The 22424-nt window shown below is 53.4% G+C and carries 16 protein-coding genes; 14 read left to right on the top strand and 2 right to left on the bottom strand.

The window, feature by feature from the left end; genetic code table 11:
• The first annotated feature begins 169 nt into the window (after nt 1-169).
• From BBD41_RS08140 to pepT, 12 genes are all read left to right on the top strand, one after another.
• On the top strand, nt 170-2140 hold the full coding sequence (locus BBD41_RS08140; protein WP_099477217.1) for a tetratricopeptide repeat protein: 1971 nt from the start codon (nt 170-172) through the stop codon (nt 2138-2140).
• Nucleotides 2141-2310: 170 nt separating this feature from the next.
• Entirely contained in the window at nt 2311-3078 is a 768-nt protein-coding gene (locus BBD41_RS08135; RefSeq protein WP_077569362.1) for a methionine ABC transporter ATP-binding protein, read from the top strand.
• Nucleotides 3065-3769, top strand: coding sequence for a methionine ABC transporter permease (locus tag BBD41_RS08130; protein ID WP_077569361.1), 705 nt, complete (start codon nt 3065-3067; stop codon nt 3767-3769). Before BBD41_RS08135 ends, BBD41_RS08130 begins: the two co-directional genes overlap by 14 nt.
• Before the next feature lie 73 nt (nt 3770-3842).
• Nucleotides 3843-4676 carry a MetQ/NlpA family ABC transporter substrate-binding protein gene (locus BBD41_RS08125; protein WP_077569360.1) on the top strand — a complete coding sequence of 278 codons (834 nt, stop codon included), beginning with the start codon at nt 3843-3845 and terminating at the stop codon, nt 4674-4676.
• 549 nt (nt 4677-5225) lie between these two features.
• A complete protein-coding gene (locus tag BBD41_RS08120; protein ID WP_237087031.1) occupies nt 5226-6302 on the top strand; it encodes a LacI family DNA-binding transcriptional regulator in 1077 nt (358 codons plus the stop codon).
• Between the two features lie 122 nt (nt 6303-6424).
• The gene (locus BBD41_RS08115; RefSeq protein WP_099477215.1) at nt 6425-7600 is read left to right on the top strand and encodes a Gfo/Idh/MocA family protein; all 1176 of its coding nucleotides are present in this window, start codon (nt 6425-6427) and stop codon (nt 7598-7600) included.
• 96 nt (nt 7601-7696) lie between these two features.
• Nucleotides 7697-8614 carry an ABC transporter permease gene (locus BBD41_RS08110; protein WP_237087091.1) on the top strand — a complete coding sequence of 306 codons (918 nt, stop codon included), beginning with the start codon at nt 7697-7699 and terminating at the stop codon, nt 8612-8614.
• Between the two features lie 37 nt (nt 8615-8651).
• Nucleotides 8652-9509, top strand: coding sequence for a carbohydrate ABC transporter permease (locus tag BBD41_RS08105; RefSeq protein WP_099480518.1), 858 nt, complete (start codon nt 8652-8654; stop codon nt 9507-9509).
• 51 nt (nt 9510-9560) lie between these two features.
• Complete coding sequence (locus tag BBD41_RS08100) at nt 9561-11162, top strand: extracellular solute-binding protein (RefSeq protein WP_099480516.1); 1602 nt, start codon at nt 9561-9563, stop codon at nt 11160-11162.
• A 6-nt stretch (nt 11163-11168) separates the two neighbouring features.
• Complete coding sequence (locus BBD41_RS08095; RefSeq protein WP_237087030.1) at nt 11169-13535, top strand: glycoside hydrolase domain-containing protein; 2367 nt, start codon at nt 11169-11171, stop codon at nt 13533-13535.
• Nucleotides 13536-13604: 69 nt separating this feature from the next.
• The gene (locus tag BBD41_RS08090; RefSeq protein WP_099477212.1) at nt 13605-14435 is read left to right on the top strand and encodes an MBL fold metallo-hydrolase; all 831 of its coding nucleotides are present in this window, start codon (nt 13605-13607) and stop codon (nt 14433-14435) included.
• Between the two features lie 463 nt (nt 14436-14898).
• A complete protein-coding gene (pepT, locus tag BBD41_RS08085) occupies nt 14899-16131 on the top strand; it encodes a peptidase T (RefSeq protein ID WP_077569355.1) in 1233 nt (410 codons plus the stop codon).
• 310 nt (nt 16132-16441) lie between these two features.
• On the opposite strand, the gene BBD41_RS08080 is transcribed toward pepT, so the two are convergent.
• Nucleotides 16442-17314, bottom strand: a complete 873-nt coding sequence (locus tag BBD41_RS08080; protein ID WP_077569354.1) for a helix-turn-helix transcriptional regulator — start codon at nt 17312-17314, stop codon at nt 16442-16444.
• A 204-nt stretch (nt 17315-17518) separates the two neighbouring features.
• On the opposite strand from BBD41_RS08080, the gene melA reads away from it, so the two are divergent.
• Nucleotides 17519-18817 carry an alpha-glucosidase/alpha-galactosidase gene (gene melA, locus BBD41_RS08075; RefSeq protein ID WP_007130879.1) on the top strand — a complete coding sequence of 433 codons (1299 nt, stop codon included), beginning with the start codon at nt 17519-17521 and terminating at the stop codon, nt 18815-18817.
• A 216-nt stretch (nt 18818-19033) separates the two neighbouring features.
• Here the strand turns inward: melA and BBD41_RS08070 are convergent, their stop codons facing one another.
• The gene (locus BBD41_RS08070; RefSeq protein ID WP_099480514.1) at nt 19034-20287 is read right to left on the bottom strand and encodes a sensor histidine kinase; all 1254 of its coding nucleotides are present in this window, start codon (nt 20285-20287) and stop codon (nt 19034-19036) included.
• 273 nt (nt 20288-20560) lie between these two features.
• Here BBD41_RS08070 and BBD41_RS08065 point away from each other — a divergent pair, with 273 nt between their 5' ends.
• A complete protein-coding gene (locus BBD41_RS08065; protein ID WP_099477211.1) occupies nt 20561-22399 on the top strand; it encodes an ABC transporter substrate-binding protein in 1839 nt (612 codons plus the stop codon).
• Nucleotides 22400-22424 lie beyond the last annotated feature (25 nt).

The raw sequence follows: 22424 nt of genomic DNA, 5'->3' as shown, positions 1-22424 counted from the left end.
ATCCATATGGATGAAAGAGTGGACATTTCCGGAAACTTTGTACAATATAATAGATATCATATCGGGGAACCTCCGGGTTCCTCTTTGCATTTTATTGCAAACCGTCTTACAGTAGGAGTAAGATCAGAGATTTGAACTTGTTATTTACATATATAGAGGGTGAACCGGCATGAAGTTAATGAAGCGGATCTGGTTTCGCATCGGAGACTATTACCGCAAGAAACAGGATTTTGAACAGGCATTGAAATATATGAGAAAAGGCGAGGGCGGGATTACGAGCTTCAATGACAAGCTCCTCTATGCCGAGCTGCTGCATAACGGGGGATACTCGGATGAGGCGGTCGACTATTTGGGCCGCGTGATCGAGACAACCGGCAGTCATCGCGCTTATGAACGGCGGGCTCATATTTTGCGAGAGATGGACCGGGAACTGGAGGCCATCGCCGACCTGGACCAGGCGATTGCATTAAATGCGGACAACTATATGAATTGGTATACCCGCGGGATCGCCTATAAAGACCTTAACCGGTATGAGGAGGCCATCCGCGATCTCAAGGAATCGATCAAGCGGGAAGATCCGAGCACGGTCATTTCTACTTATTACGAGCTTGGCATGACGTATTATGAAAGCCGGAATCCGGCGGAGGCGGCGAACTGCTTCCGTATCAGCATCAAGGAGCCTTCCCGGGCCATTCCGATGTATTATTATATGCTGTCGGTTTGCCTCGACCTGATGGATGAACTGGAGGAAGCGGTCAGCGTCCTGCAGGAAGGAATCCGGCTGGCGGACCGGTACGAGGCGGAAGCCGACCAGGGGTATGCGCTGTTTGCTTCCAGCACGAATTACAGCTACGGCGCGTTTCAGTCGTTCCAGCGGCAGATGAGGGAGGCCTATTCGTTCCGAAAGCATATGGCGGATTTACACCTGCAGCTCGGGGCCTTTGATAAGGCGCTGACGTATATAACGGAAGCGATCGAGCGTTACCCGGAAGCCTATGAGCTGTACTTGAAGCGGGCGGATGTCCACAAAAAATCCGGCAGCATGCAGTCCGCCAAGGCTGATCTGGAGCGCGCGATCGAAGCGGCACCCGATGATTACCGCGGGTACTTCGAGCTGGCCCGGCTCTACCGCGAGGACGGGCTGGAGGATCCGGCCTTCGAGCTGATATCGAAGCTGTACGCCAGAATGCCGGAGTCGCCGCTCGTCTGCTATTGGATGGCGGACAGCTATTACCGGCTCGGCCGCAACGAGGAGGCGCTGAAGCTGAACGATAAGCTGCTTCGTCTGGAGCCGGACGATGCGCCGAATTTCGTCCAGCGCGCCGATATTCATATGGAGATGCATGATTTGCCGGCTGCCGAGAAGGCGCTGAAGAGCGCGATCGAAATTCAGGATGCCTCCGAAATTCGAAACAAGCTCAGTTATGCGTTTTACCTGCAGGGACGCAATGAGGAAGCGCTGCTGGAGCTGCAGGAGGCGGTCAAATTGGACGAGGACTTTTCCACGCACCCGACCTATCTGGCGGCCAGCGGGCATATCTACAAGGAGATGGGCTTGTGGGATCTTGCGATCGATGCTTATTCCAAAGCGATTCAGGCGGTTCCGGGCAATCCGCGATTCTATGAATTCCGGGCAATCTGCTTCGTGGAGACCGGCCAGCTGGAGCGGGGGCTTGCCGATTGCTCGCAGGGCCTGGAGCTCGATCCGGAGTACGGCAATCTGTACAGTTTGAGAAGCGGCATTTATTATTCCATGCTGGATTACAGCCGCGCGAAGGAAGATACGATGAAATTTCTGGAGCTTGTGCCGGGGCATCCGGGCGCATACTTCCGTCTGGGCCAGATTCACTACAAGGACCATGACGAGGATGCCGCCTTGTACGCATTTGACCGGGTGCTTGAAGCCGTTCCGAATCATGCGGACAGCTACCTGTATAAAGCGCATATTTATTACGGCCAATTCGAGACGGAGGAAGCTGTCAACGCCATCGTAAATTGGAGCCTTCACCTGGATAAGGAGATGTCTCCGGGAGACAAGATCCAGGCGATTCAGGGCCTGGAGGGCTTCGAGGAGGATGTCCTGGAGCGGGCAGTCGAACGCTTGACGGGGATGTACGGACACCAGCTGTATCTGTCTTAGCCTCCAGGTAAAAAATGCTTGGGCCAAAAGCACCGCAAGATGGCTCACACTTTATCCGAACTTATGGTATGATTCTAAATGTTATTGTTGCAGCACGTTGCTCGCAGGCTGATCCAGCCGCGCGGGCTTTCTTCATGTGAGGAAGCAAGGCAGGCAAGGGGGGATATATTCTGATTTCGCTGCAGAAGGTGAACAAGAGCTTCGTTGACGGCAACGAACAGTATCAAGTGATAGACAATGTTTCCCTCGACATTGCGGAGGGAACGATTCATGGAATCATCGGTCCAAGCGGAGCCGGGAAGTCGACGCTGCTGCGCATGATGAATGTGCTGGAGAGCCCCGATTCGGGAAGCGTACAGGTGAACGGCCTCGAGCTTACCTCGCTCGGAAGCCGGGCTCTCAGGGAAGCGAGAAGATCGATCGGCATGATCTTTCAGCATTTTCAACTGGTCGGCAACCGGACCGCTTATGGGAATGTAGCTTTGCCGCTCGAGTTGGCGAAGGTTCCGAGGGCAGACAGGGAGCAGCGCGTCCTGGAGGTCATGAGATACGTCGGGCTGGAGGACAAAATGAGACAGTATCCGGCGCAGCTCAGCGGGGGGCAGAAGCAGCGGGTCGCCATTGCGCGGGCGTTGGCGAATTCTCCTTCCGTTCTGCTATGTGATGAGCCGACTTCATCGCTTGACCCGAAGACGACATCCGGCATCCTGGATGTGCTGCGGAAGATCAACCGGGAGCTTGGCGTTACCATCGTCATCGTGTCGCATGAAATGGATGCGGTGCACGCCATCTGCGACCGGGTGTCCGTCATGGAGAAGGGGCGATTGACGAGTACCTACGACGTAAATTCATCGTCCGGGCTCTCTCGGACCGGGCTCGCGGCAGAAGCATCAGAAGCATCAAGGGAAGCGGAGGAAGCAGATAATGGACGCGCCTAGCATCATTCAATATTTGAACGATTATTTCACATACGTTCAGCAGTATGACACGGAAATCTGGCGCGCCATCGGGGAAACCTTCGTGATGGTCGGCATTTCGATTGCTGCGGCTGTATTTCTGGGTCTTCCGGTCGGAACAGTGTTATTTTTATGCCGGAAGGGGCAGCTGTACGAAAACCGCCCGTTGTTCTCCGTCATGAACGGCTTGGTCAATATCATCCGTTCCTTCCCTTTCCTGCTGCTGGTGGTCATCATGATCCCGCTTACCCGCTTTATTGTCGGGACATCCATCGGTACGCTGGCGGCTGCCGTTCCGCTGTCGGTTGTCGCCATCGCATCCTACTCGAGGCTGGTTGAGCAGTCGCTGCTGGAGGTGCCTAAGGAAGTGATCGAAGCGGCTTCTTCAATGGGAGCGTCCACGCTGCAAATCGTCTTCAAGTTTCTGTATGTCGAAGCGAGATCGGGATTGGTGCTCGGTCTTACGACATCGACCATCAGCTTCATTTCTTACTCGACGGTCATGGGAATCGTCGGTGGCGGCGGGGTCGGCGATTTTGCCATCCGTTACGGGTATCAGCGCTTTGAGACCGAAATCATGGTGTTCACGATCATCATTATGGTGATCTTGGTGCAATCGATTCAATTTGCGGGGAGCCTTGCGGCGAGATTGCTCGACAAGCGGAAAGCCTGAGCATCCATCGGCACTTGCAATACACATGCACATTTTACACAAATCACTTATTTTACATGGGGGTAACAAAACAATGAACAAAAAAATAGGATTAATGATGCTGGCTTTGATCCTTCTGCTTGCCGGCTGTGGACAGAAGCAGGACGGTAAGGAGGGGCAAGAAAGCGGCCAAACCGGGGCTGGCGAGGAGGTTACCCTGAAGGTGGCTGCGCTCATCCCGCCGATGACGGATGTGCTTGAAATGGCGAAGCCCAAGTTGAAGGAGGAAGGCATCAACCTGGAAATCGTCATCCTGTCCGATAATGTGCAGCCGAACAATGCGCTTGCGAATAAGGAAGTGGATGCAAATTTCTTTCAGCACGTGCCGTACATGGAAGAATACAATGCCAATAACGGCTCGGAGCTCGTACCGGTAGTGCCGATCTATAATGCGGTGTTTGGGGCGTACTCCAAGCGTTACGACAAGATCGAGGACCTTCCTGAAGGTGCAACGATTGCGATTCCGAACGACCCTTCCAATATCGGGCGTTCCCTGGTCATGTTCGAGAAGCACGGCCTGATTAAACTGAAGGAAGGCGTCGGCATTAAAGCGACGCAGGCGGACATCATCGACAATCCGAAGAACTACAAGTTCAAGGAAGTCGATCTGCTCATGCTGGCGCGCACGCTGGACGATGTGGACATGGTTGCGATGACTCCGGCTTATGCCAAGCCGCTGGGCTTGACGCCAAAGAACGACGCGCTGATTACGGAAGGCAAGGATTCCGAATTCACCATTACGCTGATTGCGCGCAAAGACAACGTCGATTCGGAGCCGATCCAGAAGCTGGCGAAGGCGATGACGAGCCCGGAAGTGAAGAAGTTTTTCGAGGATAACTATTCCGAGATTGCACTGCCTGCATTTTAAACGAAGTTATAGACATAGCCAAAATGAATAATCATGCTCGAATGCTCGTTTTTTGAGGCCGCTCCGACAGGGGCGGTTTTTTTTCGCGAATAGGAAGCCGTTCTCACGCTGTGTTATGCTGGCAATGGCTCACAATGGCTCACAGTGGCTCACAATGGCCCACAGTAGCTAACAATGGCTCATGCCCCTGAGAATTCAGAGCCTGATGATAAGCGGCGGGGATTGTCTTACCCGGCTTTGGACTGAATATGATCGTTTTCATCCAGAGATCCGGAAGAGCGGGGTGGGGCAGTAAATCACCAAGAGGATGGGGGGCCTAAGCCTGTTTTTTTGATTTGTTGCAGGGAGACGGACAGCCGATTCGGGCTCCATGTTATCCCAGTATTAAATTTGGCCCCAAATAATACGCAAAAAATTTACGATCAATTAACAAAAAACTCTTTGACACCAACCGAAAACGGCTGTTATCATGACGATAGCAGCACTTCTTGTTTGGGCCAAACCAATCGGTGTTTTGGGTACATATAATTCTGAATTTGCCCTTTTTGATTGCGGATTGAGAGAAAGGAGAGTCACATTATTGCTACTTTAAAGGATATCGCTAACCATGTTGGAGTATCGATCTCCACCGTATCGCGTGTCATCAATAACGATACGAGCCGGCACATCAGTCAGGCCACCCGCGCCAAAATCGTCGAAGCGGCCAAAGAGCTTGGCTATGCCCTCAACGATACCGGACGGCCGGCTCCCAAAAAGAGCCCTCCTCCGCAGACGACGGGGTATCGCCAGATTGGCTGCATCGTATCCGTTACGCAGAACAAGTATAACCATCCTTATTTCTCGCCGATTTTACAGGGGATTGAGACAAAGCTGTCCGAGCTGAACAGCGTGCTTACCTACGTGCTCACGATGGATGAAATCAAGGGCGCAGGGGCGATGAACAAGCTTGCGCAGGATGCCCAGCTCGACGGCATGATTATCATCGAGGGAATTGACCCGAATGTGTATGAGTTTATCAAACAAGCGGTTCCTGCGGTTGTAGGCATCGATATATCCGATTCGACCGTGCCGGTGATTCTCTATGACCGCGTGGCTGCGGCGAAATCGGCCGTACAGCATTTGATCGAACGGGGGCATCGCCGGATCGGCTTTATCGGCGGGGCGGGATTGACCGGGGATCTTGAACGGGAGAAGCGGTATCGCGGTTACCGTTATGCGATGGAGGAGGCGGGACTCGATGTGGATCCGAGGCTCGTGGTGAATACGGGCTGGGATGTGAATAACAGCTATACCCTTGTGTACGAGCTCTTAAGCCTCCCGGACCATGAACGTCCGACCGCCATGTTCGCTGCGAGCGATATGATGGCGATATCCGCGATGCGGGCGGCGGCGGAGCATGGGCTTCAGGTTCCTCAGGATGTCGCCTTCGTGGGCCTGGATAATATCGAGGTATCGCAGTATACTTCTCCTCCGCTATCCACCGTTCATATTCCCAAAGAGGAAATCGGCATGATGGCCGCCAAGGTGCTGATCGATCAAATCGAAGGCAGGAATCCTTTACCATTCAAGCTGTTCGTGCCCTATCAGTTGATGCTGCGGCAATCTTCGGATTATTTTCGGAAGTAGAAAGAGTGTACATATAAAAAACATTGAGGTGCTAAGCCATGGTGCCTCCTCTCTTTCTATACCCTTATTGGAAAATCGGGTAGGAGTTTGGGGCCAAATATAATTGGCGGAGGAAGAAGGAAATGAATCAAATTCGATTAGGAATCATTGGACTGGGTTGGAGATCAGGGTTTACGAAGTATTGGCATCAGCCAAACGGGAGATCCCTCGTCGTTGCAGGTGCGGATACCGATCCTCTCAGACTAACCAAATTTCAACAAAATATTAACCCCGAGGCGGAGGTTACTCTGGATTACAGGGAGCTGCTGCAGCGGAAGGATATCGATGCGATCGTGATTACAACCCCTGATGACAGCCATGATGAAATTGCGGTTGCAGCGCTGCAGGCCAGAAAGCATGTGTACTGCGAGAAGCCGTTATCCATTACGGTTGAAGGCTGTGACCGGATATTGACTGCTTGGGCCCAATCAGGGAAACATTTCATGATCGGTTTTAATATGCGCTATATGAATATGTACCGCACGATGAAGGAGATTATCGACAGCGGGGAGATCGGGGAAGTCAAGTCGGTATGGGTCCGGCATTTCGTAGGCTTGGGCAGCGATTACTACTATCACAGCTGGCACGGCAGCTCGAGGAACACAACCTCGCTTCTGCTCCAGAAGGCTTCCCACGATATCGACCTGATTCACTGGCTGACCGGGCGATATACGAAGAAAGTAGCCGCTTTCGGCGGGGTGGATTATTTCGGCGGAACGAAGCCGAATGAGCTTACTTGCCCGGAATGCGGCGAGAAAGCGACTTGTCCCGAATACCGTTCGGGCCCGCTTGTGCAATGCGCTTTTCGCGAGGAAATCGATGTGGAGGACAACAGCATGGTGTTAATGGAGCTGGATGAGGGGATCAAAGCCTCGTATATGCAGTGTCATTTCACGCCTGACTATCAGCGGAACTACACCATTATCGGCACCGAGGGCCGCATCGAGAATGATGAGATCGCACAGCGGGTTTACGTCAAAACGCGCAAGTCCCAAACCTGGCGTGATCTATCGGATAAGATTTACGAGATTAAGAAAGCCGAGGGTTCGCATAACGGAGCCGATCCGATCATTTGCGAGGATTTTCTGGATATGATTCTGCAAAATAAGGAGCCCATCGCCGAACCGATCGCAGGCCGCATGAGCGTAGCGGTTGGCGTAGCCGCAACGGAATCGATGAGAAAGGGGGGCCAGTTAGTTTATGTAAAGGAGCCGGAGCCGTGGATGCTTGGACAAAAGAGCAGCCTATCCGGGACTTGATCGACATGCCGATAGAACCACAAGCTCCAACGATGCTAAGGAGGGGGATTCTTAGTGAACACAGCACCAGCCAGGCGAACGGAGGCACCAGCAGCCGTGCCCGCGAAGTGGAGGGCGTTTCGCCGAACATTCCGTAAAAATTGGGAATTATATTTGCTCATTACTCCCGTCGTTCTTTATTTCTTTATCTTTGATTACTTGCCGATGTACGGCATACAGATCGCATTCAAGAACTTTGTAGCCGCCAAGGGAATATGGGCCAGCGATTGGATCGGGTTTGATCATTTCGAGCGTTTTTTTAACAGCTTTTATTTCGACCGGTTGATTCTGAATACACTCGGGATCAGCCTGTATCAGCTGGCCATCGGATTTCCGATTCCGCTCATCCTGGCACTCTTGCTCAACGAAGTAGGCAACCGGCATTTCAAGCGTTTTGTCCAAACGGTTACCTACGCTCCCCATTTCCTATCAACGGTCGTCATGGTAGGACTCATCATCATCTTTCTCTCACCTCAGAACGGCATCATTAACCACCTTATCGCCTTTTTCGGCGGTGAACGCATCTCATTTATGACGGAACCTGAATGGTTCAAATCGATTTATGTATTTTCGGGTGTATGGCAGGGCATGGGATGGAGCTCCATCATTTATCTTGCGGCGCTCGCCGGAATCGATCCGACGCTGCACGAGGCGGCCAAAGTGGACGGAGCGAGCAGGCTCCAGCGGATTTGGAAGATCAACCTGCCGGGCATTATGCCAACCGTCGTCATTCTGCTTATTTTAAATGTCGGGCAGATCATGGGCATCGGCTTTGAAAAAATTTATCTGATGCAGAACGATCTGAATATCGAGAGCTCCGAAGTCATCTCCACCTACGTCTATACGCAGGGAATACTGGGAGCACAGTACAGCTTCTCCGCCGCGGTCGGCTTGTTTAACTCCTTGGTAAACCTGGTGCTGCTCGTGCTCGTGAACCGAATCGCCAAAAAAGTCAATGAAACCAGCCTATGGTAAGGAGGGGATCAGGGTGAAAGAATCCGTCCAGGATCGTATGACACTCGTCGTAATTTATATCTTGCTGTCCATTATCCTGCTGCTTGTCCTGTATCCGCTGATTTTTGTCGTGAGCGCGTCGATCAGCGATCCGCTCACCGTATCGAGAGGAGAAATGTGGCTGTTTCCGAAGGATTTATCCTTCATCGGCTATGAGCTGGTATTTGCGAACAAGGAAATATGGACCGGCTATGCGAACACGCTTCTGTACACATTGGTGGGCACCGCGATCAATCTGGTTATGACCATATTTGCAGCCTACCCGTTATCACGCAAAGATTTTGCGGGCCGGAATGTCATCACGGCTTATATCGTATTCACGATGTTTTTCAGCGGGGGCCTCGTCCCAACCTACCTGCTCGTAAAAAACCTGGGGATGATCAACACGATGTGGGCGCTGATCATTCCGGGCGCGGTATCGGTGTGGAACATCATCATCATGCGCACCTTCTTCCAGACCTCCATTCCGAATGAAATTCAGGAATCGGCTTCGATCGACGGCTGCTCCAATATGCAGACGCTGTGGAGAATCGTGCTCCCGCTCTCCATGCCGATCATCGCGGTTATGATTTTGTTTTACAGCGTGGGGCACTGGAATTCCTATTTCAACGCACTCATCTATCTGAATGATCGGGATAAATACCCGCTGCAGCTGTTCTTGAGGGAAATCCTGATTAAATCCCAGGTCGATCAGATGGCCGGAAGCATGGATTTATCGGTGCAGAAGCATCTGATGGAGGCGGAGGCGATTAAATATGCCATCGTCATTGTGGCCAATTTACCTGTACTGCTGCTGTACCCGTTCCTTCAGAAGTATTTTGTCAAAGGTATGATGATCGGCGCTCTCAAGGGTTAGATAACGGCTCTTGTTTCGCAATATATTCGAAAAGTGGAGGTCTGAGAAATGATGGGGAATAATTTCAAGCGGTTCACTAAAGTCCTGCTCACAGGCGTGTTGACCGCAAGTCTGGCAACCGCCTGCGGCAGCGGAGGAAAGCCGGCGGCGGAGGAGCAGTCTAAGCAGCAAACGGCTGTTAATCCTACAGGATTTCCGATCGTGGAGGAGCCCATCAAGCTTACGTTCTTCGCAGGGAAAGCCGCTTCGGCTCCAGCGGACTGGAACTCGCTCCCGGTATGGAAGGAATATGCCAAGCAGACGAACATCGAAGTCGATTTTCAATTGACGCCTGCAGAGAGCCTGGCGGAGAAACGGAATCTGGTGCTGTCCGGCGGCGATTATCCGGATGCCTTCCACACGGCGCGGCTGTCTGCGAATGATTTGATGAATTATGGAGGCCAGGGCATTTTTATTCCGCTTAATGATTTGATCGAGCAGTATGCGCCGAATTTCAAGAAGCTCCTGGAGGAGCATCCGGAGGTCAAGAAAGGATTGACGATGCCTGACGGCAACATCTATTCCTTCCCGACATTTTATGACCCGAACTTTAAATCGGTGCTTATTGGAACAAAGCTGTGGTACAACCAAGCGTTTCTGGACGCGCTGGGCATGAAGGAGCCCGAAACGACGGACGAATATTACGAATACTTGAAGGCGGTCAAGACCCAGGACCCGAACAAGAACGGCAAAGCGGACGAAATTCCGTATGCCGGCAGCGGCATTGGATCCTTGCTTGATGAGTTGAAGGGAGCATGGGGGCTCGGCAACCGGGGGAACATCCATGGACGGGTGGATATGGATCCGCAGTCCGGCAAGCTCCGGTTTATTCCGGCTGACCCGAGATACAAAGAAGTGCTGGAATATTTGAATAAATTGTACAAGGAAGGTCTCATGGTTCCGGATATCATGACCATCGAAGGTCCTCAGGTGAACGCGCTGATGGATGAAGGGCTGGTCGGTTCCGCGGAGACGAACAGTCCGCATGCCATTGGCGGCGTAACGATCGAGCATTTTGTAGGGGCTCCGACGCTTAAGGGACCTTATGGCGACCAGATTTTCTCAAGGGCGCGTTCTCCGCTGATCGATGTCGGGGCTTTTGTCATCACCGATAAAAACCAGCATCCGGAAGCGACAGTCCGCTGGATCGATCACTTCTACAGCGAGGAGGGCAGCAAGCTGTTCTTCATGGGCGTGAAGGATGTCAGTTATAAAGAGAACCCTGACGGTTCGATTGAATATACCGAGGAAGCGCTGAAGGAGCAGTCGAAATTCGTGTCGTGGGCAGGCGGGTTCTACCCGGCAATGCTGACGGACAAAACCTTCAAGGGCGGCGAAGCGACAGAGCAAAGCATCGCAGCCGCGGCGAAAGTTGAAGGCCAGTGGCCGGAGGAGGTATGGCCTCAGTTTACGTATACCCAGGAGGAGCTTACCCAGTTCACGCCGCTTCATACGGACATCAATAAGTATGTCGATGAAATGACGGCCAAATTTGTTGTAGGCGACGTGCCGTTCAGCGAATGGGATCAATATGTAAGCACCATCGAGAAAATGGGATTGTCGCAATATCTCGAAATCTATACGGCCGCGTATGATCGGTACAAAGCCGAATAGGAGGGCATGATGATGTGGAAAAAGGCTTGCTTGCCTCTGCTGTCGGTGATGCTGCTGTTGACGTCTGTCCTGCCCGGTTCGGCCGCGGCCAGCCAGGGCGCGCTGTTCGATGTTTGGGTACCGACCAATACGGAGAAGGTGATGCGGGATCAGGCTTTTCCGGGCGAGCCGAATTCCATCATTCGGATCGGGGCCGCACGCAATGAATATGAGAGCGGCCAGGTCATCGTGAAAGCCAATCAATCCTTACGCAAGCTGCAGGCAGCCATGAGCGATCTGAAGCTTGCGGACGGGAGCGCCAAAATCGGCAAAGAGCATATTCAATTGTTCAAACAGCATTATATCGAAGTGAAAACCTCTACAACGCCTGCCTATCCGAAAGGCTGGTATCCGGATGCCTTGATCCCTTTGAATGAGCAATTGGAAGTAGCGGAAGGACATAATCAAGGGATCTGGTTCAAAATCCATGTACCGAAAGGTCAGCATCCCGGTACGTATACCGGAGAAATGACGCTGCACGAGACAGGAAATCCGGTCCGAATCCCGATCGAGCTCACCGTGTGGGATTTCGAGCTTACGGATGATAGCCACGCCAAAACCAACTTCGGGGTCTGGGGCGGACCGATTCAGGAAGCGCACGGCAATGTCGTGGGCGAGGAGGCATGGAAGTACATCGAGAAGTACTACTACGCATCCGTTGAGCACCGCCTGACGCCGGGATACTTGCCGATCCCGGACTCCGACATCGACAGCTACGTTGAACGGGCGCCAAAGTATGTCAACGATCCGAGAATATCGGCTTACCGCTTGCCGTATTATCGGACGGCTGACGGGCAGCCGGATATACAGCGGAACAAGCAGCTGGTGGATCGTTTAAGGGAGGCAGGCCTGCTGTCCAAAGCGTATTATTATGTGTCCGAGATCGATGAACCGACTCGAGATAAATATGATCGGGTGAAGCAGATCAACGATGCTCTCGAACAGGCGGCTCCCGATGTTCCGCATCTGGTTACGATTCAGCCGGTCGATGAATTAGTCGGAGATGTGGACATTTGGGTAGCGGATATTGAAAAGTTCGATGAGGCTTTCGCCAAGGAACGGCAGGCAGCCGGCGATGCGGTCTGGTGGTACACCTATGTGAAGCCGAAGCATCCGTTCCCTTCCTATCATCTGGATGATGACTTGGTCGGAACGCGTCTGTTAACCTGGATGCAGCGCGATCACGGCGTGGAGGGCACGTTATATTGGGCAACGACCCAGTTCCAGAAGTATGATGCCGCACAGAAGAAATACGTGAGCCGCGATGTATGGACCGATCCGCTGGCATTCCCGGGGGCGAACGGCGATGGATATTTATTTTATCCCGGAACGGAAGTAGGCGTTGACGGCCCGATTGGCACGATCCGTCTTGAAGTGCTCCGCGAGAGCATGGAGGATTACGAGTATCTGTGGCTGTATGAGCAGAAGCTGCGTGACGCGGCCACGAAGCTGGGCATAGCGGACGCCTTCCCGTATCGGGATGCGATGCGCCCATTCTATGACCGATTGTATGAGAACATCAAAACCTTCGAAGAGAATCCCGAGAAGGTGATGCAGGTACGAAGCGAGCTTGCACAGGCGATCGTTACTGCTTCGGAGGGTGCGCCGGTACTGGTTACGGTCGGCAGCCCAGCGGACGGAAGCCGCGAGGTTTCGATCTATGCGGAGCAAGGCTCGGAGGTTACGGTGAACGGACAGCAGGCGCCGAAAACCGCTGAGGGAGCAGAGCACGATCAATTTTCGCTAGTGCTAAGCCTGGATCCTGGTGCCCACGAGCTGGATATTGTCGTAAGCAAGGACGGATCGTCCAAAACCGTGAAACGGACCCTTGTCGTTTATGAAACCAATGCTCCGTCTACGGTCGCTTTAAACGATGCCGAAACCGAAGAAGCGATCAACCGCTTTACATCCCAGACGGTGGATACCGATCTCGCTAATGTGAATGTCACCGAGGGGACCTACTCCATGAAGGCCGTGTTCCCGGCAAACGTGAATTTTCCGAATTTGCGGTTGTTTGATGCAGGGAAAGGATTCCGCAGCAGCGACTGGTCGGCATTCGAGACGCTGGAGTTCGACGTGTTCAATCCCGGAGAGACCGCGCAATTCTATGTCAAATTCCATCAGCTGGACGGGAAAAGCGATGATACCTTCATGCAGTACGTTCGTGCCGGCAGCGGCGAAACCGTCCGCATTCCGCTTCGGCAGGTGAATTTGGACCTCAGCCGGATCAAAGGCATTGAGATCTGGATGTGGCGCCAGTCGGCTCCGCAGACCCTGTATTTCGACAACTTCAGGTTTACTTCCGCCGCTCCTCAGGATCCGATGACCCCGTGAGGCAGGTGTGGCGAGCAGGATATCAATCGGATACCTAGCAACTCCATTTTGATTAAAAGAGGGGAACGCATGAAGCTGACTTTTCTGGGAACGGGGGCTGTGGAAGGCATTCCTTCCCCGTTCTGTGACTGCCTGACGTGCGAGCATGCCAGGGAAAACGGCGGACATAACAACCGGCGGCGGCAGAGCGTCTTAATCAATGACCATCTGCTCATCGATTTGGGGCCGGATATTTTCGCCTCCTGTGCCGGTTTGGGCCTTTCACTGCGCGATCTGGACTGCTTATTGATCACCCACAGTCACCTGGACCATTTTGATTCCGTTAATCTGATGCTGCGGGGCAGGGCATTTCGTTTGGCAACCGAGCTGCCGGAGCTGACGATGCTTGCGGGACCTTCCGTTTGGACGAAATGGGAGGACGCCGGCGGAAATGACCAGGGGGCCGGAATTCTAAGGCGTATCCTTCATCCGGGGCAAACGGTTCGGCTGAAGGAATATACGATTACGGCCATTGCGGCCTGCCATCATTTGCGGATCGGCGATGCGATGAATTACCTGATCGACGATGGGAAGGCTTCGCTCCTATATGCATCGGATAGCGGGTATTACGAGGAAGACGTATGGGAATCGCTGAAGGGGCGCCGATTTGACGCCGTTGTGCTGGAGGGGACGATTTGGAACCGCCCTCCCGGAAAAGAGCACCTCAATCGATCGGACTTTGGCCGGATGGTGGAACGGCTGAAGCGCATCGGGGCCATTACCGATCAGACGCAGCTCATTGCGACTCATTTCTCCCACCAATCCGTCGGTCCGCATCATGAACTGGCGGAAGAGGTCAGTCAATTCGGCGCCCAGTGCGCCTTCGATGGACTGACGGTTCATATCCTCCCTGAATCATAGGGGGCAGGAGTTCTAACCAATACGCAATACTCATATAATAAGGGGCCGTCCTGAAAGATCGATCTTAGATCTTCGGGAGGCCCTTTTGTTACTGTTGGGATACGCTCTGAGCAAATACGTCATGGATCAAGCGGATTAAGACGGAACTGCTTGGAGTCCCTTCCGAACGTGAGCCTGAAATAGCTTGGGTGGCTTTCGCTCGTCTCCTTCCTTTCGCAAATGTGAGCCTGAAGGTCGGATGACATTTGCCCATCTCCTTTCCTTTCTCAAAATTGACCTGAGCGGCGGCCACTGGATATAATGATGGATGATTAAGGAAGGATGGCCGGCTATCCGGACACTTTATAGTGAAGAATATCGGTATAGACGGACGCAATGAGCCGTGTATCCGATTTTGCAGCAAGTCCAATGGCTATGATATGACAGTACAAAATTGCAAAACGCATGACGGGAGTTGAGAATGATGAAAAAAGAAGTGATCGACAGACTGATTCGATATGCGCAAATCGATACCCAGTCGGATGAAACCAGCAACACCTGCCCCTCGACACCCGGCCAGCTGACACTGGGCCGTCTGCTTGTGGACGAGCTGAAGGAGATCGGCATGGAGGACGTGACCATGGATGAGAACGGTTATGTCATGGCTACCCTGCCGGCGAATAGTGACAAGGATATCCCGACGATTGGCTTTCTGGCGCATGTCGATACGGCAACGGACTTCACGGGCGCAGGGGTAAAGCCGCAGATCGTTGAAGACTATGACGGAGGAGATATCGTACTTAACTCGAATCAGAACGTGGTGCTCTCTCCGCGGGATTTTCCGGAGTTGGCTAATTACAAGGGCCACACGCTCATTACGACGGATGGAACAACGCTGCTTGGCGCCGACGATAAAGCCGGCATTGCCGAAATTATGACCGCAATGTCGTATCTGATTCAGCATCCCGAGCTGAAGCACGGGAAAATCCGGGTTGCGTTCACGCCGGATGAGGAGATCGGCCGAGGACCGCATAAATTCGATGTCGAGGCTTTCGGTGCGAAGTATGCGTATACGATGGATGGCGGGCCGGTCGGAGAGCTTCAATACGAGAGCTTTAATGCGGCGGCGGCGCTGGTGACATGCAAGGGCAAGAACGTACATCCCGGAACGGCCAAAGACAAAATGGTGAATGCGGCCAAAATTGCAATGGAAGTGCACGGCATGCTGCCGGCGGAGGAAGCGCCGGAGTTTACGGAGGGCTACGAGGGCTTCTTCCATCTCACCTCCATTGAAGGCGATGTCGAGCTGACCGAGCTTCGATATATCATTCGCGATCATGACCGGGAGCGCTTCGAGGAAAGGAAAGCGAAGCTAGCTTCGATTGTGGAGCAGCTTCAGCAGAAGTACGGAGCCGAACGGATCGTGCTGCAAATGCGGGATCAATATTACAATATGCGCGAGAAAATCGAGCCGGTGATCGAAGTGGTGGAGATTGCGAAGGCTGCGATGGAGAACCTGGGCATTCGGCCGATCATCGAGCCGATCCGTGGCGGTACCGACGGCTCCCAGCTGTCCTATATGGGACTGCCGACGCCGAATATATTTACGGGCGGGGAGAACTACCACGGGCGGTACGAATACGTGTCCGCAGACACGATGGTGCAGGCGGTCCAAACGATCGTCGAGATTGTGCAGCTCTATGAGGCAAGAGCATAGGACAGGCTTGCTATCACAGGCTGAAATGGCAACAAAGCCGGAAGCTGCAATGCTGACAATGACAACACGTTGGAAGTTTCAGTGCTGACAATGACAACAAAGCGGCAAAGCTGAAAATGAGGACAATGCTGAGTATGTAAAAGCTAAGTATGTCAAAGCTGAGTATGTCAAAGCTAAAAATGACGAAGCTATTAAAGGCAAAAGCTGCCGGGACACGCCCCGGCGGCTTTTTTTGCGTTAGCCGGGGTTCCGGGGCCTGTCGGGACGCCGTTGCCGGACCTCCTGCCCCACCTGCCCCGCTTATTCCTCCCTATCCTTTAGCCGGGCCGCTGCGGTATTCGCTCGGGGTCATGCCGGTCCATTTGCGGAACAGCTTGGAGAAGTAGAGGGCATCATTGAAGCCGACCGAAGAGGCGATCTCTTGAATCGAAAAGGATGTCCTCATTAAAGATTTCGCCTTCTCCATTCGCACCTTCATCAGATACTGCATCGGGGATAACCCGGTATGCTGCTTGAAAGCTTTCGAGAGATGGGCGCGGTGGTATCCGAGCGTGCTCGCCAGCTGCCCGATCGACAGCTGCTGATGATATTGCGTCGAGATGAGCCGCTCTGCCTGCCTTACGCCGCGCTCAATATCAGCCACTTCCCCTTCCCTGGAAGGCAGATGCTGCTGATTCAGCATGGCAAGCTTGTGCAGCAGCAATCGGAGCCAGGCCGAGCCCTGCAGATCCTCAAGGCGCGGATAATCCGACTGATTGAAGCCAAGACGAAGACGGTTATACATGGATTTAAGCTCCTTCAGCTCCTCGGGGTCCTCGCATCGGATGACCGGTCTTGCGGCGGTAATCCCCATATCCGCCAGCAGCAAGGGAGCCCCTTTCTCCTGGAAGGCGACCCAATGGTAGTGCCATGGGTTCCGGTCGCCCGCCTGATAACTGAACAGAACGCCCGGAAGAATGATGAACGTATCGCCGGCCTTGCAGGGATATACCCTGCCGGCGCATTCGAATACGCCTTCGCCGTCGGTCACGGTATGAATTAAGCAGTAGTCATGGATGGCCGGTCCGATTTTGTGCCTGGGCACCGGAATGCCTTCTCCGCTGAACAGAATGGTTAGGTCATGCGCGCCGGGGGAAGGGTTCATGCCGATCGCGTACAAGGAGTGGTCAGGCAGGATGGACATCGTAAATCAGCCTCCTTTGGAGGATTCCAGTTCAATCTATCTCAAGACCTGAATGCGTCTTCAAGCGTCACCCCTAGATTACTGGATGAAACGACAATTGTCCATATTGCCCTTGTTTTGCTCCATATTCAAGGATGCGGGAATCACATATAGTTATTCATGTGAAAACGCATTAATACATTGGGTTTAAGGAGGGCGTTATTGATGTCTAAGATTACATTTATCGGAGCGGGAAGCAGTGTTTTTGCCAAAAACGTACTGGGAGATTGCATGCAGACTCCGGCGCTGCAGGGGTTCGAGCTTGCCTTGTTTGACATTGATCCCGTAAGACTGAAAGACTCCGAGAACATGCTGAATAATATAAAGAAGACGAGCGGCAGCACCTGCGTCATCAAATCCTACAGCGACCGCAAGGAAGCGCTTCGGGGCGCGAAGTACGTGATCAACGCGATACAGGTCGGCGGTTACGATCCATGCACGATTACCGATTTTGAGGTTCCGAAGAAATACGGGCTGAGACAGACGATTGCCGACACTGTCGGGATCGGGGGGATATTCCGCAACCTGCGCACGATACCGGTCATGCTGGATTTTGCGGCCGACATCCGGGAGGTATGTCCGAATGCCCTGTTCCTGAACTATACGAACCCGATGGCGGTATTGACCAACGCAATGAACACGCTGGGGGGCGTTCAGACGGTAGGTCTGTGCCACAGCGTGCAAGCATGCATTCCGCATCTGTTCGATAATCTCGGGATGGACAAGGAAGGCGTGCAGGCCAAGATTGCAGGCATCAACCATATGGCTTGGCTGCTCGAGGTTACGAAGGACGGCGTTGACCTCTATCCGGAAATCAAGCGGCGCGCTGCCGAGAAGCAGAAGGAGAAGCACCACGATATGGTCCGCCTGGAGATGATGCTGAACTTCGGCTACTATATTACCGAGTCCTCCGAGCATAACGCCGAGTATCATCCGTATTTCATTAAGCGCAATTATCCGGAGCTGATCGAGCGCTTCAACATTCCGCTGGACGAGTACCCGCGCCGCTGCGTGAATCAGATCGAGGGCTGGAAGCAGATGCGCGAAGAGCTGGTGAACAATAAGGATCTGACGCACAAGCGCTCCCACGAATATGCGTCTTATATTTTGGAAGCGATGGAGACGAACGTTCCTTTCAAAATCGGGGGGAATGTGATGAACACCGGCCTGATCACGAATCTGCCGAAGGAAGCGTGCGTCGAGGTGCCGTGCCTGGTGGATGCGAGCGGCGTGACGCCGACCTACGTGGGCGATCTTCCACCGCAGTGCGCTGCGCTGAATCGCACGAATATCAATACCCAGCTGCTAACGCTGGAAGCGGCTGCGACCGGCAAGAAGGAGCATATCTATCACGCGGCGATGCTGGATCCGCATACGGCGGCGGAGCTGTCCATGGACGACATCAAGAGCCTGTGTGACGATCTGATCGAAGCGCACGGCGATTGGCTGCCTAAATTCCACTAAGCGAGATAACAGGCTGCAACAACCGAAATAACAAGCTGCAATAATCGAAATAACAAGCGAGGCGGGAGCATTCCCGCCTTTTTTGCGTGGGGAGACGGGAGTATGGCTGCTCATTCTGTTTTGCCGGGCGCGTCGGGCTTAGGATTTGGCGTCTATTCTCTGTTAAGCGAGTGTTCAGCACCAGGAGGGGAGCACCGACCGGCCCCCTATGTTCCTTCATCCTCCCGCAATCGGCAGCCGGATTACAAATGTCGTGCCGGACAGCGGCTCGCTGCTGACGGATACGCTGCCGTTCATCGCGCGGATGGCTTGGTAGGAGAAGGTCAGCCCGAGCCCGGTTCCGTTCATTTTGGTGGAATAGTATATCGAGCCCAGCCGGTTTAACTGCTCCTCGGTCATGCCGATTCCGTTGTCCTCGATTTGGATGACGACATGAGGCGGCTCCTCCCGGATCGAAATCTCCACCGTGCCTTTCGTGACATCCTTGCTGGCCTCGATGGCATTTTTAATGAAATTGACCAGCAGCTGCTTCAGCTCCGCCGTGCTGCCGGATATGAAGATCGGCGTCTGGGGGCAGCGGATGCGGAGCGCCACGTTATTCATATTCGCATAAGAGGTCATGACCTCAACGACGGCCTGCATCTGGGAAATGAGCTCAAGTCGCTGCCGGATCGAAGCGGCCGGCTTGCTGATGGACAAATAATCGGACAGAATCTGCTCGGTTCGCCGGATTTCCTCCATGCTGATTTCGAGAAACCGGTTCGTTTTTTCGGGAGAGAAGGTACCGCTCTTCATTAATTGGAGGAAGCCCAGGACAGTGGTTAACGGGTTGCGGACTTCATGGGCGAGCGAGGCGGCGACATGATTGACGGCCTCCGCTTTCTCGTTCTGGACATATCTCAAGGAAAGCTCTTTGTCGGTTACCGATTTGTTGAACAGGGTGATAAGCAGCCAGATGCCGAGCGAATTCTGAACAGGTATGGCCAGAATGTTAAATAATAATTGGTTCATAATGTAATCGGGCTTCGTAATGTAGAGCACGGTAAGCGGGATGACGGAGAAGCTGATTCCGGCCGTAAAAACGATCCATAGCCGATGCCGCGTTCTCTGGTACACCGATGCGAGCATGACCGATAGCGGAAACGTAATCACAAGGATAATGATGGCGTCGATCACGCCCGAGCCGCCGATGTATAACCGGTAGATCAAAAATTCGACGAGCAATATCCAGCCCGTGGTCAGCCCCCCGAACAGGATGCCGAAGAACATGATGACATAGCGGATATCGAAGATCAGGCCAGCCTGCGCCGATGAAGCGAAGGTCATGGACAGGACCAGGCACAGCGAGCAGATCACGATGATGAAGCTGCGGGAATAGTTGACGGTCAGATTCCTGTAATAGATGCTGTAGACAACGGAAGGCATTAACGCAAATAAGAGCTGCAGCAGAGTATCCTTAATCACAGTCAGCAGACAACACTCCTTTACTTGCTTCGCTTGGATCAATCAGATTGATTCCTCCACGTTTGCTCATGATCAACGCCCTCCAAAAATTCGACGCGCACCTTTCAAAATCCTTGGGGCTGATATTTCGGATTCAAAATTTATCTGTACTAAAGAGGAAATGAAGGGACATATAAATTCATCGAGAAAACGCTTCCAGCTGGGCGCAGCATGAATTCGGCGTTTTTGCCGGAGGAGCAAGCACGATGAGCACATTATTTGTGAATGGAGGGTTTGCGAGTGAAGCTGAAAATCGTTATGAGACCCGTCTTCATTCTGTTGTTAGCCATTTCCTTCTTTATCGCCGGTTGTCAGAGCGTCACGCCGCCATCGGCAACCGATCCGCCGCCATCCGGAGGGGAAACGCCGCCATCCGGTACAGAAACGCCGCCGGGGGGCAAGGAGGAACCGGCACCGCAAGGAGATCCGAAAGCGACGCCTAGAAACGAAACGCTGTATGTGAACGGCTTGCAGTGGGGCGCCCCGACGAATTTCAACCTGCTCAGCGGGAACGCCGCGTTTCCGATCAACTACGGGAACTCCCGGGAATTGGTCTACGAAACGCTGTTCATGGTCAACCAGCTGACAGGGGAGCTGGAGCCGCTGCTCGGCACCAAATACGAATGGACGGACGATCTGAACATGAAGGTCGAGCTTCATCCGGAGGCCAAGTGGAGCGACGGAAAGCCGTTCACTTCGGAGGACGTCGTTTATACGTATCAGCTCGGCAAAAAATACGACATTAACTGGAGCAGCTTCTGGACGTATATCGCGGACGTGAAGGCCGATGGCCCCCATGCCGTCATCATTACGTTGAACAAAGAGAATCCCAACAAGCTGACCGTGCTGGACAGCATTGAACTGATACCGATGCTGCCGAAGCATATCTGGGAGGAAATCGAGAAGAAGGCGGGCAATGATCTTGCGACGATCCGCAAGGAAGTGAATGCCGACCCGATCGGAACGGGACCGTATAAGATGTATTTTTACAATGACCAGAAGATCACGATCGTCCGGGACGACAACTATTGGGGGCAGGCGCTATTCGGCAAGCTTCCGGCACCGAAATACATCACCCATGTCATCTACAAGGATAACGCCGCGGGCGACTTGGCGTTCAAGAGCGGCCAGGTCGACGTGTCCCAGCAGTTCATTCCGCAGGTATGGAAAATGTGGGAGGACGGCGCCCCTGTCCGAACGTACCTGAAGGATGCGCCGTACTATTTGCCGGGCTCCATGCCGTCCATCTTCTTCAATATGTCGAAGCCGGGGCTCGATAACCCGGATGTCCGGAGAGCGATCGCCATGGCGATCGATTACGGCAAAATCTCGGAGCTTGCCATCAGCGGCTACTCGGCGCCAATGGAGCCTTCCTTAACGCTGAACACCGATGCCGAGTCGAAGTATGTGGATCAGGAGGCCATCAAGCCGCTGCAATGGACCACCGACGTGGAAGCCGCAAACGCCTTGCTCGACTCGATCGGAGCCAAGAAGGGCAAGGACGGCATCCGCGTTCTGAACGGCACGCGGCTGGGTCCGTTTGAAATCGAATGCCCGTACGGTTGGTCGGATTGGAACGCAGCGCTGGAGATCGTTGCCCAGAACGCCAAGGCCATCGGCATCGAGATCCGCACGAAATTCCCGGAAGCCCCGGTATGGACCAATGATCTGCAGACCGGCAAATTCGACATTATCATGAACACGCCGGCAGGCGGCGTCAACCCAAGCCAGCCTTGGGACCGCGCCAGAACGATCATGTATTCCAAGGGCGTCGCTCCGATCGGCGAAATGGCGTTCTGGAACTGGGGCCGCTATAAGAATGACCAGGCGGATGCCATCATCGAGAAAATTCCGGCGACGACGGACGAAGCCGAATTGAAAGCGCTCTATACCGAGCTCACCCAAATCTGGCTAAAGGACATTCCGTCGATTCCGCTTATGTACCGCCCTTGGGTGTTCGATACCGTCAATGAATCGGTCTGGAAGGGCTTCCCGAGAGAAGGCGACGGCAGCAATATCCCGCCTCAAATCTCGATGGACGGCGCAGGCATCAAGGCATTGTATCAGATTCACAACTGATTGCTGAATCAAACGCGCGCACAAA

The sequence above is a fragment of the Paenibacillus ihbetae genome, assembly GCF_002741055.1.
Classification (GTDB): domain Bacteria; phylum Bacillota; class Bacilli; order Paenibacillales; family Paenibacillaceae; genus Paenibacillus_AQ; species Paenibacillus_AQ ihbetae.
This window is presented reverse-complemented; position numbering and strand designations above follow the sequence as displayed.

Coding starts and splice junctions, on each gene's coding strand:
- BBD41_RS08100 (WP_099480516.1), top strand. CDS start 9,561: ATGGGGAATAATTTCAAGCGGTTCACTAAAGTCCTGCTCACAGGCGTG.
- pepT (WP_077569355.1), top strand. CDS start 14,899: ATGAAAAAAGAAGTGATCGACAGACTGATTCGATATGCGCAAATCGAT.
- melA (WP_007130879.1), top strand. CDS start 17,519: ATGTCTAAGATTACATTTATCGGAGCGGGAAGCAGTGTTTTTGCCAAA.
- BBD41_RS08130 (WP_077569361.1), top strand. CDS start 3,065: ATGGACGCGCCTAGCATCATTCAATATTTGAACGATTATTTCACATAC.
- BBD41_RS08090 (WP_099477212.1), top strand. CDS start 13,605: ATGAAGCTGACTTTTCTGGGAACGGGGGCTGTGGAAGGCATTCCTTCC.
- BBD41_RS08140 (WP_099477217.1), top strand. CDS start 170: ATGAAGTTAATGAAGCGGATCTGGTTTCGCATCGGAGACTATTACCGC.
- BBD41_RS08115 (WP_099477215.1), top strand. CDS start 6,425: ATGAATCAAATTCGATTAGGAATCATTGGACTGGGTTGGAGATCAGGG.
- BBD41_RS08095 (WP_237087030.1), top strand. CDS start 11,169: ATGATGATGTGGAAAAAGGCTTGCTTGCCTCTGCTGTCGGTGATGCTG.
- BBD41_RS08105 (WP_099480518.1), top strand. CDS start 8,652: ATGACACTCGTCGTAATTTATATCTTGCTGTCCATTATCCTGCTGCTT.
- BBD41_RS08125 (WP_077569360.1), top strand. CDS start 3,843: ATGAACAAAAAAATAGGATTAATGATGCTGGCTTTGATCCTTCTGCTT.
- BBD41_RS08080 (WP_077569354.1), bottom strand. CDS start 17,314: ATGTCCATCCTGCCTGACCACTCCTTGTACGCGATCGGCATGAACCCT.